A 14,810-nucleotide genomic window follows, 5' to 3' on the forward strand; every position below is an offset into this window, starting at 1 on the left:
GAACCCGCGAGGACGCCCATGGATCGCCACGCCCAACACCACCCCAGGAGCCGCGCCTGCGTGCTGCCCAACGGCCTGCGCCTGCACCTGGCGCATGATCCGGCGGCATCGCGCGCCGCTGCCTGGCTGCGGGTGGCGGCGGGCAGCCACGACGAGCCGAGCGCGCATCCCGGCCTGGCCCACTTCCTCGAGCACCTGTCGTTTCTCGGTGGCGCGGCGTTTCCCGGCGACGAGCGCCTGATGCCGTGGTCGCAGGTGCGCGGCGGCCAGGTCAACGCCAGCACCCGGGGCAGGACCACCGACTATTTCTTCGAGGTGACGGCGGAGCACCTTGGCGCCGGTCTGGCACGGCTGATCGACATGCTCGCCCGCCCCTTGCTGGACATCGATGCGCAACGGCGCGAGCGCGAAGTACTCGAGGCCGAATACCTGGCGCGCTCGGCCGACGAGCAGACCCTGATCGACGCAGCGCTGGCCCTCGGCCTGCCCGCCGGACACCCCCTGCGGCGTTTCGCTGCCGGGCGCCGCGACAGCCTGGCCCTGGAGAACGATGCGTTCCAGCGGGCCCTGCGCGAATTCCATGCCGCCCACTATCACGCCGGCAATTGCCAGCTATGGCTGCAAGGGCCGCAGGCACTGGACGAGCTGGAGAGGCTGGCGCAGCGTGCCTGCGCCGACCTGCCGGGGCGCGCGCCAGGCGCGAGTCCGCCGCCGCCGCCGTTGCTGCCCTTCGCCGGCGAAGCGCTGGCGCTGCGCCTGCCGGGACCGCCGCGGCTGGTGCTGGGCTTTGCCCTCGACGCTTTGCGGGAGGCCGACGAACAGACCCTGCAGGCGTTCGCCGAATTGCTCGGCGATCGCTCGCCGGGCGGGTTGCTGGCGGCACTCGGCGAACAGGGCCTGGGCGAATCGGCGGCGCTGCGGGTGGTTCATCGGGACGCGCGGCAGGCGCTCCTGGCGTTGACCTTCGAACTGTTCGACGGCAGCGCGGCGGCGGCGCTGGAGGCGGCCTTTTTCGACTGGCTGGGCGACCTGCGCGACGATGCCGCCAGCCTGCTGGCGGCGCGCCGGCCGTTGCTGGCGGAGCCCACTGCACCGCTGGAGCGACTACGCCAGCGCGTTCTTGGCCTGCCAGCGGAGATTCGCCCGGCCTGCCTGGACGCGCTGCGCGCCGACCGTTGCCTGCGGCTGCACCTGGACAGCGAACTCGACGGTGCCGAAGCGCGCTGGTCGGCGGGCTTCCGCCTGAGTGTGGCGCCGGTTGCCGCAGCGCCGCCGCTGGCCGCGCAGCGGCATGCCTGGCGCTTCGAACTGCCGTTGCCGCCCAGTGCCGCCGCCGAGGGCGCGCTGTTCCTGCGCTGGCGCTTTCCCGGTGTGCCCGCACGGTCACGCTTCCTGGCGCTGCGCCAGGCGTTGCGTCCGCTGTGCGGCCAGGCGCGCCTGGGGGGAGTGGAGATGGGCCTGGAGGCGCTCGGCGAAGACTGGTCGCTGAGCCTGCTCGGTCCGCGCGATCGCCTCGAGGCCGCCGTGCGCCCGGCCCTGGCCCGGCTCCTCGCGGCGCCGCCCGACTGGCGCGCAAACGGCGAGCGTCTGTCCTCCGCCGAGCGGCGCCGCAGCGCCACTGGCCTGCCGATCCGGCAGTTGCTGGACGCCTTGCCCGGCCTACTCGGCGAGCCGCTGGCGGAGGTCGACGACTGGCGGCGGACGCGCTGGGACGCCTTGGTCATGCAGGCCGCGATGCCAGATCCCCGATGGATGCCCGGCCAGGCTGCCGGCGAGCGCCTGGAGCCTCTGCCGCCGAGGCCCGGACGGCATCGCCGCGAACTGGCCATGGACGGCGAGTCGGCGTTGCTGCTGTTCTGTCCGCTGCCCACGCAGGAGGTGCCGATGGAGGCGGCCTGGCGCTTGCTGGCGCGCCTGCACGAACCGGCCTTCCAGCGGCGCCTGCGCGACGAGCTGCAACTGGGCTACGCGTTGTTCTGCGGCTTCCGCGAGGTCGGCGCCCGGCGCGGCCTGCTGTTCGCCGCGCAATCCCCGCGTGCCTGCCCGGAACGCCTGCTGGAGCATATGGAGACCTTCCTCCAGCGCTCCGTCGAGGCGCTCGCGCAACTGCCGGCGCAACGCCTGGCCGGCCTGCGCGAAGCCCTCGCCGACGACCTGCGCCGAGCGCCGGGTAGCTTCGCCGAGCGAGCACGGCGCGCCTGGGCGGAGCACCTTGGCGGTGGCGCCGGTCGCTCCCGGCTGCTCGCCGAGGCCGCCCTCGGCCTGAGCGGCGACGACCTGCTCGCGGCCCAGGCCCGGTTGCTGGAGGCGCGCGGCGGCTGGTGGGTGCTTTCCAGCCGGCGCTGAAGCGAGCCACGCGGTAACTCGACGACAGCCTTGCCGGCGTCACTGCGGCGTTAGGTCGAAAGCCGCGCTGCTTCGGTGGCGCTCCCGCCGCGACCAAGGTTGCGCTACCGCCGGAGGAGCGCTGCCCGCGCCTTGCGCAGCGGCACGCGCGCCCACCATGAAGAAGCGTCGAAGCAGGCCCAAGGAAGCGTATGGCCGGGCTTTCCCGGTTTCGATAATCGGCTCCGCCACGACCGGCCCGGTCGTTTCACCTCGCGGAGTGCGCCATGAACAAGAACAACACCGCCGTTCGCCGAATCCTGCCGCTGACCCTGGCCTCGCTGGGTGCCCTGGGCGGCCTGCAACCGGCCGCCGCCGACATCCTGCTGTACGACAAGGACGAGACCACCTTTTCCACCGACGGCTACTTCAACGCCTTCTACGTCAACAGCGACGTCGACCGCCAGGGCGAGACCTACGATCGCCGCCAGTCGCGGGTGAAGATGGGATTCCTGCCGAACTACATCGGCTTCAACTTCGGCAGGAAGGTCGACGAGCTGAGCCTCGGTGGTCGCGCTTCCTTCTGGGTGACCATCAACGACAGCGAGACCGACGGCACCGATACCGCCATCGACGTCCGTCAGTTCTACGGCACGGTCGCCGGCGACTGGGGCGAGGTGCTGATCGGCAAGGACTTCGGCCTGTTCTCGCGCTCGAACATCTTCCTCGACGAACTGCTGGCCGGTTTCGGCAACCCCAGCGACACCCTCGGCCTGGTGGACGGCAAGGGCGTCTCCTTCGGCAACATCGGCACCGGCTATCCGTATCCGTTCCCCACCTCGCAGATCACCTACCGCAACAACAACCTGCTGCCCGGCCTGCGCATCGCCGTGGGCATCCTCGACCCGATCGACTCCAACCAGATCGACAAAGATGCCAGCGACGGCCTCGACGACAAGGCCTACCAGGACAACCCGCGCTACGAGAGCGAGGTCAGCTACCAGTTCGACCTGGCCGGGGCGCAGGTCTACAGCTGGATCAACGGCGGCTACCAGACTTCGAAGAACACCAGCGACAGCGTCGACAGCGTGACTTCCAAGGGGGTCGGCTATGGCTTGCAGGTGAAGATGGGCGGTTTCTCCGTGACCGGTTCGGGGTTCACCGCCAAGGGCATCAATCCCTTCTTCACCAACAACGCCGGCGAAGCCGCGCTGCGCGAGGTGGACAGCCGCGGCGCATTGCTGCAGGGCTCGTATTCATGGGGCAAGAACCGCCTGGCGCTGTCCTACGGCAAGACCGTCGACGACGGCAACGGCCTGGGTTCCGCGGCCGACTACGAGAGTCGCGGCATCGCCTATTTCCGCACGATCAACGACAACCTCAAGCTGGTCGCCGAGCTGAACCGCTACCGGATCGACGGGCGCGACGGTGCCGCGCTCGACGAGGACACCGACACCGTGGCCCTCGGCGCCGTACTGAACTGGTGATACCGCTACTTTCGAAGGACCCCGCCGCGACCCAAGTAGGATAGGGGCCGCGGCGGCGCCCTTCGTAGAATGCTGGCGAGGCGGAACGACGGGGGAGCGGGCATGTACGAAGGGCAGGGGGAAGGGGTCTGCAGGGGCATGTCCAGCGCGCGCGACGTCGAAGTGGTGGCCCAGGACCTGGCGCGCCAGCTTATCCATCCGCACCTGGGCTTCGTGCTGTTCTTCTGTTCCGCGGAATACGACCTGCCGGCCCTTGCCGAGATGCTCGAACGCTACTTCGGCGGCATCGACCTGGTCGGCTGCACCACAGCCGGCGAGATCACTCCGGCGGGCTACGGGCGCGGCTGCGTCAGCGCGGTGGGCTTCGACGTGCGCAGCTTCGCCATCAGCAGCGCGCTGATCGACGAAATGGAGCGCTTCAGCCTGCTGGACGCGCAGCAGATGGTCGAGACCCTGGTGGCCGGCTGTCGCCGCGGCGGCCTGGCGCCGATCAAGGACCACAGCTTCGCCCTGACCTTGCTCGACGGCCTGTCCAGCCGCGAAGAGGTGGTGCTCGCCGCGCTTGGCGCGGCGCTCGGCGCGATCCCGCACTTCGGTGGCTCGGCCGGCGACGACCGGCACCTGACCCACACCCATGTCTACCACCAGGGCCAGTTCCATACCGGGGCGGCAGTGGTGGTGCTGGTCAACACCTGGCTGGACTTCGAGGTCTTCACCACCCATCACGTGGTGCCGCGCGCCGAAAAGTTGGTGGTGACCCGCGCCGACAGCGGCAGCCGGCGGGTCCACGAACTCAACGCCGAGCCGGCTGCGCTGGAATACGCCCGGCTGGTCGGGGTGGCGCCGCAGGCGTTGGATTTCGCCCTGTTCTCCGCGCATCCGCTGGCGGTGCGGGTCGACGAACGCTATTACGTGCGCTCGATCCAGCAGGCCAACGAGGACCTGAGCCTGACGTTCTACTGTGCGGTGGAGAACGGCATCGTTCTCACCGCGATGAGCACCGGCCCGCTGTTGCCCAACCTGGAGGCGCAGTTCCGCCGCCTCCACGAGCGCCTCGGACCGCCGTTGCTGACCATCGGTTGCGACTGCTTCCTGCGGCGCCTGGAGCTGGAGGTCGGCGGTGACACGCAAGCGACCGCCGCGTTTCTCCGCAGCCAGCAGGTGATCGGCTTCAACACCTACGGAGAGCAATTCAATGGCATGCATATCAACCAGACCTTCACCGGGGTCGCCATTGGCCGACCCCGCGGAGGTGTCCGTCGCTGAGCTGCAGGCGCGGGTCGTCGCCCTCGAAGAAGAGCGGCACAAGTTGCAGCGGATCAACCAGGTGCTGATCGGACGCATCGAGTCGAGCGCCGCGCAGAGCGACGAGGCCTACGGCGCCTTCCAGTATTCCGTGGTGCTGGCCGAGCAGGTCCGCGAACGCACCGACGCGCTGAGCCAGGCGATGCTCGAACTGAAGGCCAGCAACCAGTTGCTCAGCGACGCCCGCCTGCGTGCCGAGACCGCCCACCAGCATCTGCTCGACGCCATCGAAAGCATCTCCGACGCCTTCGTCCTGTTCGATCCGCAGCAACGCATCGTGTTGTTCAACGAGCGCTTCCGCGCGCTGTGGATCGACAGCCGGGCGCGGATCGGTCCTGGCATGCGCCGCGCCGAACTGCACCGGCTGGCGCGCAGCGGCGGGCTGATCGTCGAGGAACAGCGCGGCGGCGACCAGCAGACCCTGTATCGCCTGCGCGACGAGCGCTGGCTGCGGATGAGCGAACGACCGACCCGCGACGGCGGGCTGGCGGTGCTCTACAGCGACGTCACCGAGATCAAGCTCAGCGAGACCGCGCGCCGCGAGCAGGCGCTGGCGCAGAAGTCGCACCTGTTGCAGCGGGCGGTGGACAATCTCTCCCAGGGCGTGGCGATGGTCGGCGCCGACGGCGTGCTGGAGTTGTGGAACCGGCGCTTCCTGGAACTCTGCGGGCTGGCCCCGATCGCCGGGCACCGGGCCTTCGCCGAAGTCATGGCGGAGAGCGAATTGCCGTTGCTCACGCCGCGCAGCCAGGACTCCCAGGGGAGTCCGCTGAGCGCCCGCGAGCAGCGCCTGTTCGATGGCCGGGTGCTGGAGATCCGTACCCATGCGCTGCCCACCGGCGGCTTCGTCAACACCTTCACCGACATCACCGAACGCTATCGCCACGCCGAGGCGTTGCGTGCCAGCGAGCGCTGGATCCGCCTGATCACCGACCAGGTGCCGGCGCTGATCGCCTATCTCAGCGACGAACTGGTCTACGAATTCACCAACAAGGTCTACGAGGAGTGGTACCGCTGGCCCAGCGGCTCGATGCTCGGCCGCTGCCTGCGCGACGTGCATGGCGCCGAGCACTGCCGGCGCCTGGAGCCGTACTTCGAGCGGGCCCTGGCCGGCGAAAGCGTGACCTTCGAGATCGCCGAGACCGCGTTGTCCGGCGAGGAGCGCTACATGCAGCGCTCCTACGTGCCGAACCGCCAGGCCGACGGCCGGGTCGCCGGGCTGTTCGTGCTGATTCGGGATATCACCGAGCGCCGGCGGACCGCCGAGGCGCTGCACCAGGCCTACCAGAACCTCGAACAGCGGGTGCGCGAGCGGACCGCCGAGCTGACCACCCTCAACGACCAGTTCAAGCGCGAGATCCACGAGCGCAGCCAGGTCGAGGCGCGCCTGCGCGAGGCCAAGCGCGAGGCGGAACAGGCCAACCTGTCGAAGACCAAGTTCCTCGCGGCGGTCAGCCACGACCTGCTGCAACCGCTGAACGCCGCGCGGCTGTTCACCAGCGCCTTGCAGGAGCGCGGCAGCGCGGCGCGGGACAACGAGGCGCTGGTGAACAACATCAGCCATTCGCTGGAGGACGTGGAGAACCTGCTCGGCACCCTGGTGGACATTTCCAAGCTGGACGCCGGCGTGATCACCCCGGACATCGCCCCGTTCGAGCTTGGCGAACTGCTCGGCAACCTGGCCGCGGAGTACCGCCAGGTAGCCGCCAGCGAAGGGCTACGCCTGGACTTCGTGGCCTGCGGGGCGCTGGTCCGCAGCGACCAGCAACTGCTCGCGCGAATCCTCCGCAACCTGCTTTCCAACGCCATCCGCTATACCCCGCGAGGGCGCGTGCTGCTGGGTTGCCGCCGGCATCGGCAGCGCCTGTCGATCGAGGTCTGGGACACCGGGGTGGGCATCGCCGCCGACAAGCTCGGCGAGATTTTCCAGGAATTCAAGCGCGGCGAGTCACAGCGTTGTCACCAAGACCGCGGGCTCGGCCTGGGATTGGCGATCGTCGACAAGATCGCCCGCATGCTCGGCCACCGGGTCCGGGTCGGCTCGCTGCCGGGCAAGGGCTCATGCTTCGCCATCGAGGTACCGCTGGCCCGCCATGCCCCGCGCAGTCGCGCCGAGCCGCTGGCCAGCGCGGACGACCTGCGCGAGCGCCTGCGTGGTTCGCGGGTGTGGGTGCTGGACAACGATGCGGCGATCTGCGCAGGCATGCGCACGTTGCTCGAAGCCTGGGGCTGCCGGGTAGTGACGGCGCTGTCGGAGGAAGACCTGGCGCGACAGGTCGACAACTACCATGCCGAGGCCGACCTGCTGATCGTCGACTATCACCTCGACGACCAGCGCAACGGCGTCGACGCGGTCGCCGCGATCAACGCCCGGCGCGGCTCGCCGCTGCCGGCGCTGATGATCACCGCCAACTACAGCAACGAGCTCAAGCAGCAGGTCCGCGAGCTTGGCCATACCCTGATGCACAAGCCGGTGCGGCCGATGAAGCTGAAGACCGCGCTCTGCCACTTGCTGGAGCGCGAAGCCTCGGTCTGATTCAGGCGCCTTCGCGCGCCGCGCGGCCCAGGCGCGGGGCGAGGATCAGGGCGATCCCGCCGAGCACCGCCAGGGTCGCCGGCGGCAATCGCGGGGCGAGCGGCTCGCCGAGCAGCAGGGCGCCGCAGAGGGCGGCGAGCACCGGCACGCTGAGCTGCACCGAGGCGCCCTGGATCGCCGTCAGCCCCGGCAGTGCGCTGTACCAGACGGCGTAGCCGAGGCCGGAGGCGAGGGCGCCGGAAAGCAGGGCATAGGCCAGCCCGGCGCCGTCCAGCCGCAACTGCCCGTGGAATGCCAGGAGCAGCAGGGCGGCGAAGGCAAGGGCACGCAGGAAGTTGCCCGCGCTGACCGCCAGCGGATCGCCGCCGCCGCGGCCGAGCAGGGTATAGAGGCCCCAGGCGAGGCCGGACAGGAGCATCAGCAGGGCACCGCCCAGCGGCGGCGCGCTGGCTCCGGGGAGCAACAGGAACAGCAGGCCGCCCAGGGCCAGCAGGAAACCGAGCAGCGCCTGTCCGCCCAGCCGTTCGCCGCGCAGCAGGCCGGCCAGCAGCAGGGTGACCTGTACCGCGCCGAATAGCAGCAGCGCGCCGGTGCCGGCGTCCAGCTGCACGTAGGCGTAGGAGAACGCGGCCGCGTAGACGAACAGCGCCGCCGCCCCGCGCCAGCCGCCGCGCGCGGGCGTGGCCGGGCGCCGGCGCAGATGCAGCAGGACGGCGAGCATGAGGGAGCCGGAGAAGAGGCGCAGGGCGGTGAAACTGACCGCGTCGATGGCGGTGTCCTTCAGCGCCGCGCGGCAGAGCAGCGAATTGCCGGCGAAGGCCAGCATCGCCAGGACAGTGAGCAGCAGGGTACGGCGGTCGGGCATCGGCGGGCCTCAGCGGCGCAGGTAGGCGGCGAAGTCGATGTCGCCGGCGCTGAGGATCGCCTGGACCCGGTTGTGTACCTTGAGCTTGCGCAGGATCGCCGAGACGTGCGCCTTCACCGTGGTCTCGGCGATCTCCAGGTTGTAGGCGATCTGCTTGTTCGACTCGCCCTTGGTCATCCGCTCCAGCACCAGCAGCTGCTTGCGGGTCAGGGCCTGGAGCAGTTCCGGGGAGATGCCGTGTTCTTCGTGGCCGCTGCGTCGCGGCGAACTCTTCTGGGTGCGGATCACGTCCGAGGGCAGGTAGACGTTGCCGTTGAGGATCTGCTCGATGGCTTCGGTCATCTGCGCGCGTGGCGAGGACTTGGTGATGAAGCCCACCGCGCCGTAGGTGATGGCCTGTAGCACCACCTGCTTGTCCTGCTCGGCGGAGACGATAACCACGGGAATGGTCGGGGCCTCGTTGCGCAGGTTCATCAGGCCGTTGAGGCCGTGCATGCCGGGCATGTTCAGGTCGAGCAGGATCAGGTCGAGGTCGTCGTGTTCCTGGGTCAGGCCCAGGGCGCTGTCGAGGTCGGCGGTTTCCATCACTTCGCTGCCGGGGAATCCGTCGGCGATGACATTGTGGATGGCCTCGCGGAACAGCGGGTGGTCGTCGGCGATCAGGATCTTGTACATGGCCTGCACCTCGTTATTGTCGTTATGGGCGGCTGGTGGCGGCTCGGGGCACGCGGGCGGATGCGAATGCGCTCACGGTAGCAGTCGTGGGCGCGATAGCCCAGCGGGTGGGCGTTCCGCCGCGCGCTGCCGGGGACGCGTCGCGGACGGTCGGCAGCCGGGTAGGCGGAGAAGGCGAACTCGGTACTGCGGCGGGACCGCCGCAGGGTAGTCGGGCGCTACGCGGGGCAAGGCAAGGCGGGGCATGGCGGCTTCTCGTCGTTTCTTCTTGTATGCGTCATTACAGGGCAGGCGCGCTGCTTTGGAAATTCGACGTCCGGAGGGGTGAACCAGTACCAAAGTAGCAGGACCAGGCGCTTGCGCAGCGCTCCTGCTGCATCGGCGGCGCCCGCAAGGGCGGCTGGAGGCGGGTGGCCGCGCAAAAGTAGCGGCCCGGCAGTACCAAGGTAGTAGCACGCCGTGGCTCCGCGCGTCCTAGCATGTCTCGACAACGACAATGGACAGGAGTCGCCGCCATGCGCATCGCCGTCACCCTGGTGTTGCCCATCCTGCTGATCCTCAGCCTGCTCGGGTTCGATTTCCTCTATTCCCGCCACCTCGGCCAGGAAAGACCTGCCGCCTGCGCCGTCGGACAGGCCTGTCGGATCGCCCCCTGAGCCACGCCATGGATGACCTGCGACCCGCCGGCCCGGCGGAGTACCGCTGGCTGCTCGCCGTGCAGGAGCGCGAGCGGCGCTTGCTGGCCCAGGCGGTGCATGACGATATCGGCCAGTACCTGACGGGCATCCGCACCCAACTGTTGTTGCTGCGCTGCACGGCAGGCGACGGGCAGCCGGCGCTGGCACGCCTGGAGCGCTACTGCCAGGGGCTGGACGACAGCTTCCGCGCGCTGCTGCGCGGTCTACCGCCGCCGGCCCTGCAACGCCAGTCGCTGGACGAGGCGCTGCGCGCCTGCGTGGCGGACTGGCAGGAAGGTCAGGGCATCGCCTGCGAGCTGCGCCTGGGCGGTCCGCTGCCGCCCCTGGATGCGGCGGCCGGGACCCATCTCTACCGCCTGTTGCAGGAGGCGCTGAACAACGTCGCCCGGCATGCCGGCGCCAGCCGCGTGCGGATCCGCCTGCAATGCCGTGGCGGCTTTCTCTACCTGAGCGTACGCGACGACGGTCGCGGCTGCGCGGCGGACCCGGCACCCGGCTTCGGCCTGGACTCGATGCGCCAGCGCGCGCGCTGCCTGGGCGCTGAACTGAGCCTGCGCAGCCGTCCCGGACAGGGCCTGGCGTTGCGCCTGCGGATGCCGCTGGAACGCGACGACTGAGAGGAGAGGACGATGAAGATCCTGCTGGTGGACGATCATTTCGTGGTCCGCGAAGGGCTGGCCGCGCTGTTGCGCGGGCTGCTCCCCGACGTGGAGGTGAACGAGGCCGGCGACGGCGAAGAAGCCTTGCAGGCGGTGCAGCGGGAAATTCCTTCGCTGGTCATCGTCGATCTCGGCCTGCCGGGCATCAGCGGCCTGGAACTGACTCGCCGGCTGCGCCAGCGCCTGCCGCAGTTGCGTGTGCTGTTCTTCAGCCTCCACGACGAACTGGCCCTGGTGCGCCAGGCGCTGGATGCCGGTGCCCGCGGCTACGTGACCAAGCGAGCGGCGCCGACGGTGCTGCTGGAGGCGATACGGCGAGTGCTCGCCGGCCAGCTCTATCTGGAGCAGCCCCTGGCCACGCGCCTGGCCTGCCAGTCGTGGGAAGAGCAGGGCGGGGCAGCGTTGCGCGGGCTGACCCGTCGCGAGTTCGAGATCTTCCGCCTGCTCGCGCGTGGCCTGGCCCTGCGCGAGGTGGCCGAGCACCTGGGGGTAAGCGCCAAGACCGTGTCCAACCATGTCAGCCTGCTCAAGCAGAAGTTGCAGGTGAGTACCCAGGCGGAACTGGTGCACCGGGCCATCGACAGCGGCGTGCTGCGGCTGGGCCTGCCGCTGCCGCTCGCCGAGGAGGCTCGCGGCAGCCTCGGCTAGGGGGCCGTCGCTGCTGTCCGGCGCTTCACTGCCAGCCCGCGGGGCAATCCTTGCAACCCTGCATGTTGCTGCCCTGGAAGTTGCCGAAGCGCACCTTGCTGCCGCGCAGGTCGGCATCTTCCAGGTTGGCCTCGGCCAGCTTGACTTCCTGCAGGTTGGCGTCGCGCAGGTCGGCGCCCTTGAGATCGGCGCGGGACAGCCAGGTCATCTCCAGGTCGGCGGCGCGCAGCGTGGCCTGGTGCAGGCGGCCGCCGCTGAGACGGGCGAACTCCAGGTAGGCGGCGGTGAGGTCGGCGCCTTGCCACTGGGCGCCCTGGGCGAACAGGCCCCAGGCCTGGATCGCCACCGCCCTGGCGCCGGAGAGGTCGGCGCCGCGCAGGTTGGCTTGCTGCAGGCTGGCGCGGGTGAGGTCGGCACCACGCAGGTTGGCTTTTTCCAGGTTGGCCAGGTCGAGCCTGGCGTGACGCAGGTCGGCGCCGGAGAGATCGGCGCCGGCCAGGTCGATGCGGCCGAGGTCGAGGTTGCGCAGGTCGGCGCCGCGCAAGTCGGCCTTGGCGCAGCGCGCGCCGGGCTCCAGGCGGCAGCCGGCGATGACGCGGACGTCGTCGATGTCGTCGGCGGCCTGGGCCAGGCCGGCGCCGAGCAGGGCGGCGCAGAGGAGGAAGGTCTTCATCGGGATACTCCGAAGGCGGGGAAAGCCGCGCCTCGCAGGGCGCGGCGCGGGGATCAGCGGCTGGCGGTGCGGTTGTCCCAGCTGGGCAGCTTGAATACCCAGAAGGAACCGCCCTGGGCCACCGGCCGGGTCAGGTCGGCCATGTCGCCGCCCCACAGCGGCACGGCGCCGCCGTAGCCGACGGTCACGCCGAGGTACTGCTCGCCGTCCTGTTCCCAGGTGATTGGTGGCGAGACGATGCCGCTGCCGGTCTGGAATTTCCACAGCTCCTTGCCGCTCTTCGCGTCGAAGGCCTTGAAGTAGCCGTCGCCGGTGCCGGTGAACACCAGGTTGCCGGCGGTGGCCAGCACCCCGGCCCAGAGCGGCAGGTGTTCCTTGTGTTCCCAGACCACCTTGCCGCTGACCGGGTCCATGGCGCGCAGGCTGCCGACGTGGTCGTCGTACATGCGCTTGATCCGGAAGCCCATGCCAAGGTAGGCGCTGCCCTTCGTATAGCTGACCTCCTCGGTCCAGTAGTCTTCCTTCCAGTGGTTGGCCGGCACGTAGAACAGGCCGGTGTCCTGGCTGTAGGCCATCGGGTTCCAGTTCTTGCCGCCGAGGAACGGCGGCGATACTTCCACCGCCTTGCCATGCTTCTGCCCCGGTTCCGGCAGTGGCGGGCGCTGGCCCTCGTGCTCCACCGGGCGGCCGGTCTTCAGGTCGATGTGGCTGGCCCAGGTGATGTTGTCGACGAAGGGGAAGGCGTTCTGCAACTTGCCGTTGCTGCGGTCGACCACATAGAAGAAGCCGTTGCGGTCGGCGTGGGCGGTGGCCTTGACGATCTTGCCGTCCTTGGCCTTGTAGTCGAACAGCACCAGTTCGTTGTTGCCGGAGAAGTCCCAGGCGTCGTTGGGGGTGTGCTGGTAGAACCACTTCACCTCGCCGCTGCTCGGGTCCACCCCGACCTGGCCGGAGGTGTAGAGGCTGTCGTAGTCGTGCGGGTTGCCGCCCTTGGCGGTGCGCGCCCAGGTGTTCCACGGGCCGGGGTTGCCGGCGCCGACGATGATGGTGTTGGTCTCGGCGTCGAAGCTGGCGCTCTGCCAGGGAGCGCCGCCGCCGTGGCTCCACGACTCGACCTTGCCGGTCGGCGAGTTGCGATCGTCCGGCCAGGAGGGCGCCTTGACGTCGCCGGTCACCGTGCTGTCCTTGCCGTTCAGGCGGCCCATGTGGCCTTCGACGAAGGGACGCATCCAGATTTCCTCGCCGGTATCCGGATCGCGGGCGAACAGGCGGCCGACCACGCCGAACTCGTCGCCCGAACTGCCGTGGATCAGCAGGACCTTGCCGGTCTTGCCGTCCTTCACGATGGTCGGCGCGCCAGTCATGGTGTAGCCGGCGCCGTGATCGGCGAACTTCTTCTTCCACACCACCTTGCCGGTGTTCTTGTTCAGCGCCACCACCGAGGCGTCGAGGGTGCCGAAGAACACCTTGTCGCCATAGATCGCGGCGCCGCGGTTGACCACGTCGCAGCACGGGCGGATGTCGTCGGGCAGGCGGTGGTTGTAGGTCCACAGGCGCTTGCCGGTCTTCGCATCGAGGGCGAACAGCCGCGAGTAGGAGGCGGTCACGTAGATCACGCCGTCGCTGACGATGGCCTGGGACTCCTGGCCGCGCTGTTTCTCGTCGCCGAAGGAGTACGACCAGGCCGGGGTCAGCTTGAACACGTTGTCGGCGTTGACCTGCTTGAGCGGGCTCCAGCGCTGGGCGTGGGTGCCCATGCCGTACTGCAGCACGTCGCCGGTGGTCTTGTCGTCGTTGGCGATGTCCTCCCAGGTCACATCCTTGGCCAGCGCGGCGCCAGCGCTGCCCAGGGCGACGGCGAAGGCGAGGCAGTGCAGGCTCGGGCGCAGGAGGCCGGCAGGGGCGGGTGAGGTTCTTGTTGTCATGATCGGGTTCCCGTTTGGAGTGAGGGTCGAGAAACGGCAGGCCGCTGCTCGGGCCGCGGCGGCTTCATGGTGGAAGCGGGGCGCGCCGACGGGAACGGAAGATCGCCCGATTCGTCCGGGAAGACTTCCCGGACGGGGCATGACTTGGACTTGCTGCCAAAGCCCCGCGTAAGGCCTTCCGAGGCTCTACTCCGAAGGGAGTAGGCGAGGACGCCCAAAGCAGGATTCGGGCGCGCGGCGGAGCTTCCTAGGATGGCGATGAGCGCCGTTTGGCGCCCGTGCCTTGTCCTGTCTCCCCGGAGGAATGAAGTGATGAACAAGAACAACGCCTTGCGCGGCCTGCTGGTGCTGGCCGGTCTCAGCCTCTCGAGCCTGGCGCTGGCCCACGGCGATGTGACCCCCCAGGCAGTGGACACCAAGGGACTCGAGCCGCTGGGCAAGGAATGGCGCGACACCAACCCCTACCGCAAGCCCTACGCCAAGCACGACCTCGCCGTCGAGATCGGCGCCTCCGCCTACAACCAGAACTGCGCGCGCTGCCACGGCCTGGAAGCCAAGTCCGGCGGCATCGCCCCGGACCTGCGCCTGCTGGAGACCGGCGCCGAGGGCGACGAATGGTTCAAGGAGCGGGTCATCAACGGCGCGGTGCGCGATGGCGCGGTGTACATGCCGAAGATGGCCGACTTCATCAGCCAGGAAGGCCTCTGGGCGATCCGCAGCTATCTGGAAAGCGTGCACGTCGACGAGTGACGCGCCCGACCCTTCGCCGCCGACCGCGGCGCCCTTGCACGAGTCCGCCGCGCCACGGCGGAACGACCACACAGGAGAGCTTCGCCATGATCTACGCAGCGCCCGGAACCCCCGGTGCCGTCGTCACCTTCAAGCCTCGCTACGGCAACTACATCGGCGGCGAGTTCGTGCCTCCGGTCAAGGGCCAGTACTTCACCAACACCTCGCCGGTGAACGGCCAGCCGATCGCCGAGTTCCCCCGTTCCACCGCCGAGGACATCGACA

Annotated in this window: 12 protein-coding genes and 1 pseudogene; 9 read left to right on the forward strand and 4 right to left on the reverse strand. The window is 69.4% G+C overall.

From position 1 onward, the window contains the following. Positions 1–18: 18 nt before the first annotated feature. The 4 genes from pqqF to nahK all read left to right on the forward strand — a co-directional run bounded on the left by pqqF (position 19) and on the right by nahK (position 7,653). Positions 19–2,346 carry a pyrroloquinoline quinone biosynthesis protein PqqF gene (gene pqqF / locus LJF27_RS29325; protein WP_049861885.1) on the forward strand — a complete coding sequence of 776 codons (2,328 nt, stop codon included), beginning with the start codon at positions 19–21 and terminating at the stop codon, positions 2,344–2,346. A gap of 266 nt (positions 2,347–2,612) precedes the next feature. Then, positions 2,613–3,812 carry a porin gene (locus LJF27_RS29330; RefSeq protein WP_003107001.1) on the forward strand — a complete coding sequence of 400 codons (1,200 nt, stop codon included), beginning with the start codon at positions 2,613–2,615 and terminating at the stop codon, positions 3,810–3,812. A gap of 102 nt (positions 3,813–3,914) precedes the next feature. Next, on the forward strand, positions 3,915–5,078 hold the full coding sequence (nosP, locus tag LJF27_RS29335; protein WP_003106998.1) for a nitric oxide-sensing protein NosP: 1,164 nt from the start codon (positions 3,915–3,917) through the stop codon (positions 5,076–5,078). Further along, positions 5,008–7,653: a hybrid sensor histidine kinase/response regulator NahK/ErcS' gene (nahK, locus tag LJF27_RS29340; RefSeq protein WP_029982509.1), complete on the forward strand. Its 2,646-nt coding sequence runs from the start codon at positions 5,008–5,010 to the stop codon at positions 7,651–7,653. The genes nosP and nahK overlap by 71 nt, the downstream gene beginning before the upstream one ends. Position 7,654: 1 nt before the next feature. Here nahK and LJF27_RS29345 read toward each other — a convergent pair whose 3' ends face one another. Beyond that, a complete protein-coding gene (locus LJF27_RS29345) occupies positions 7,655–8,518 on the reverse strand; it encodes a DMT family transporter (protein WP_023116595.1) in 864 nt (287 codons plus the stop codon). A gap of 9 nt (positions 8,519–8,527) precedes the next feature. Beyond that, entirely contained in the window at positions 8,528–9,193 is a 666-nt protein-coding gene (agmR, locus tag LJF27_RS29350; RefSeq protein ID WP_003117409.1) for a response regulator AgmR, read from the reverse strand. A gap of 515 nt (positions 9,194–9,708) precedes the next feature. Here agmR and LJF27_RS29355 point away from each other — a divergent pair. The 3 genes from LJF27_RS29355 to LJF27_RS29365 are packed head-to-tail and all read left to right on the forward strand — an operon-like array spanning position 9,709 to position 11,198. Further along, positions 9,709–9,849 (forward strand): hypothetical protein, encoded by a 141-nt coding sequence (locus LJF27_RS29355; protein WP_003088510.1) that lies wholly within the window; start codon positions 9,709–9,711, stop codon positions 9,847–9,849. Positions 9,850–9,857: 8 nt separating this feature from the next. Next, a complete protein-coding gene (locus tag LJF27_RS29360; protein WP_003107757.1) occupies positions 9,858–10,508 on the forward strand; it encodes a sensor histidine kinase in 651 nt (216 codons plus the stop codon). Between the two features lie 12 nt (positions 10,509–10,520). Further along, positions 10,521–11,198, forward strand: a complete 678-nt coding sequence (locus LJF27_RS29365; RefSeq protein WP_003124732.1) for a response regulator transcription factor — start codon at positions 10,521–10,523, stop codon at positions 11,196–11,198. A 25-nt stretch (positions 11,199–11,223) separates the two neighbouring features. On the opposite strand, the gene LJF27_RS29370 is transcribed toward LJF27_RS29365, so the two are convergent. Both LJF27_RS29370 and exaA read right to left on the reverse strand, forming a co-directional pair. After that, complete coding sequence (locus tag LJF27_RS29370; protein WP_003088520.1) at positions 11,224–11,871, reverse strand: pentapeptide repeat-containing protein; 648 nt, start codon at positions 11,869–11,871, stop codon at positions 11,224–11,226. Between the two features lie 53 nt (positions 11,872–11,924). Continuing rightward, the gene (gene exaA / locus LJF27_RS29375; RefSeq protein WP_023116594.1) at positions 11,925–13,796 is read right to left on the reverse strand and encodes a quinoprotein ethanol dehydrogenase; all 1,872 of its coding nucleotides are present in this window, start codon (positions 13,794–13,796) and stop codon (positions 11,925–11,927) included. A gap of 312 nt (positions 13,797–14,108) precedes the next feature. Between exaA and pedF the strand changes: the two genes are divergently transcribed. Both pedF and LJF27_RS29385 read left to right on the forward strand, forming a co-directional pair. Continuing rightward, on the forward strand, positions 14,109–14,546 hold the full coding sequence (gene pedF / locus LJF27_RS29380; protein ID WP_003107652.1) for a cytochrome c-550 PedF: 438 nt from the start codon (positions 14,109–14,111) through the stop codon (positions 14,544–14,546). An 86-nt stretch (positions 14,547–14,632) separates the two neighbouring features. Further along, positions 14,633–14,810 (forward strand): annotated as a pseudogene (locus tag LJF27_RS29385) (aldehyde dehydrogenase); the annotation flags it as partial.

It is taken from the genome of Pseudomonas sp. 203-8 (assembly GCF_020708595.1).
Taxonomy (GTDB): Bacteria; Pseudomonadota; Gammaproteobacteria; order Pseudomonadales; family Pseudomonadaceae; genus Pseudomonas; species Pseudomonas aeruginosa.

Coding starts and splice junctions, on each gene's coding strand:
- LJF27_RS29330 (WP_003107001.1), top strand. CDS start 2,613: ATGAACAAGAACAACACCGCCGTTCGCCGAATCCTGCCGCTGACCCTG.
- nahK (WP_029982509.1), top strand. CDS start 5,008: ATGGCATGCATATCAACCAGACCTTCACCGGGGTCGCCATTGGCCGAC.
- pedF (WP_003107652.1), top strand. CDS start 14,109: ATGAACAAGAACAACGCCTTGCGCGGCCTGCTGGTGCTGGCCGGTCTC.
- agmR (WP_003117409.1), bottom strand. CDS start 9,193: ATGTACAAGATCCTGATCGCCGACGACCACCCGCTGTTCCGCGAGGCC.
- LJF27_RS29365 (WP_003124732.1), top strand. CDS start 10,521: ATGAAGATCCTGCTGGTGGACGATCATTTCGTGGTCCGCGAAGGGCTG.
- exaA (WP_023116594.1), bottom strand. CDS start 13,796: ATGACAACAAGAACCTCACCCGCCCCTGCCGGCCTCCTGCGCCCGAGC.
- LJF27_RS29370 (WP_003088520.1), bottom strand. CDS start 11,871: ATGAAGACCTTCCTCCTCTGCGCCGCCCTGCTCGGCGCCGGCCTGGCC.
- pqqF (WP_049861885.1), top strand. CDS start 19: ATGGATCGCCACGCCCAACACCACCCCAGGAGCCGCGCCTGCGTGCTG.
- LJF27_RS29345 (WP_023116595.1), bottom strand. CDS start 8,518: ATGCCCGACCGCCGTACCCTGCTGCTCACTGTCCTGGCGATGCTGGCC.
- LJF27_RS29355 (WP_003088510.1), top strand. CDS start 9,709: ATGCGCATCGCCGTCACCCTGGTGTTGCCCATCCTGCTGATCCTCAGC.
- LJF27_RS29360 (WP_003107757.1), top strand. CDS start 9,858: ATGGATGACCTGCGACCCGCCGGCCCGGCGGAGTACCGCTGGCTGCTC.
- nosP (WP_003106998.1), top strand. CDS start 3,915: ATGTACGAAGGGCAGGGGGAAGGGGTCTGCAGGGGCATGTCCAGCGCG.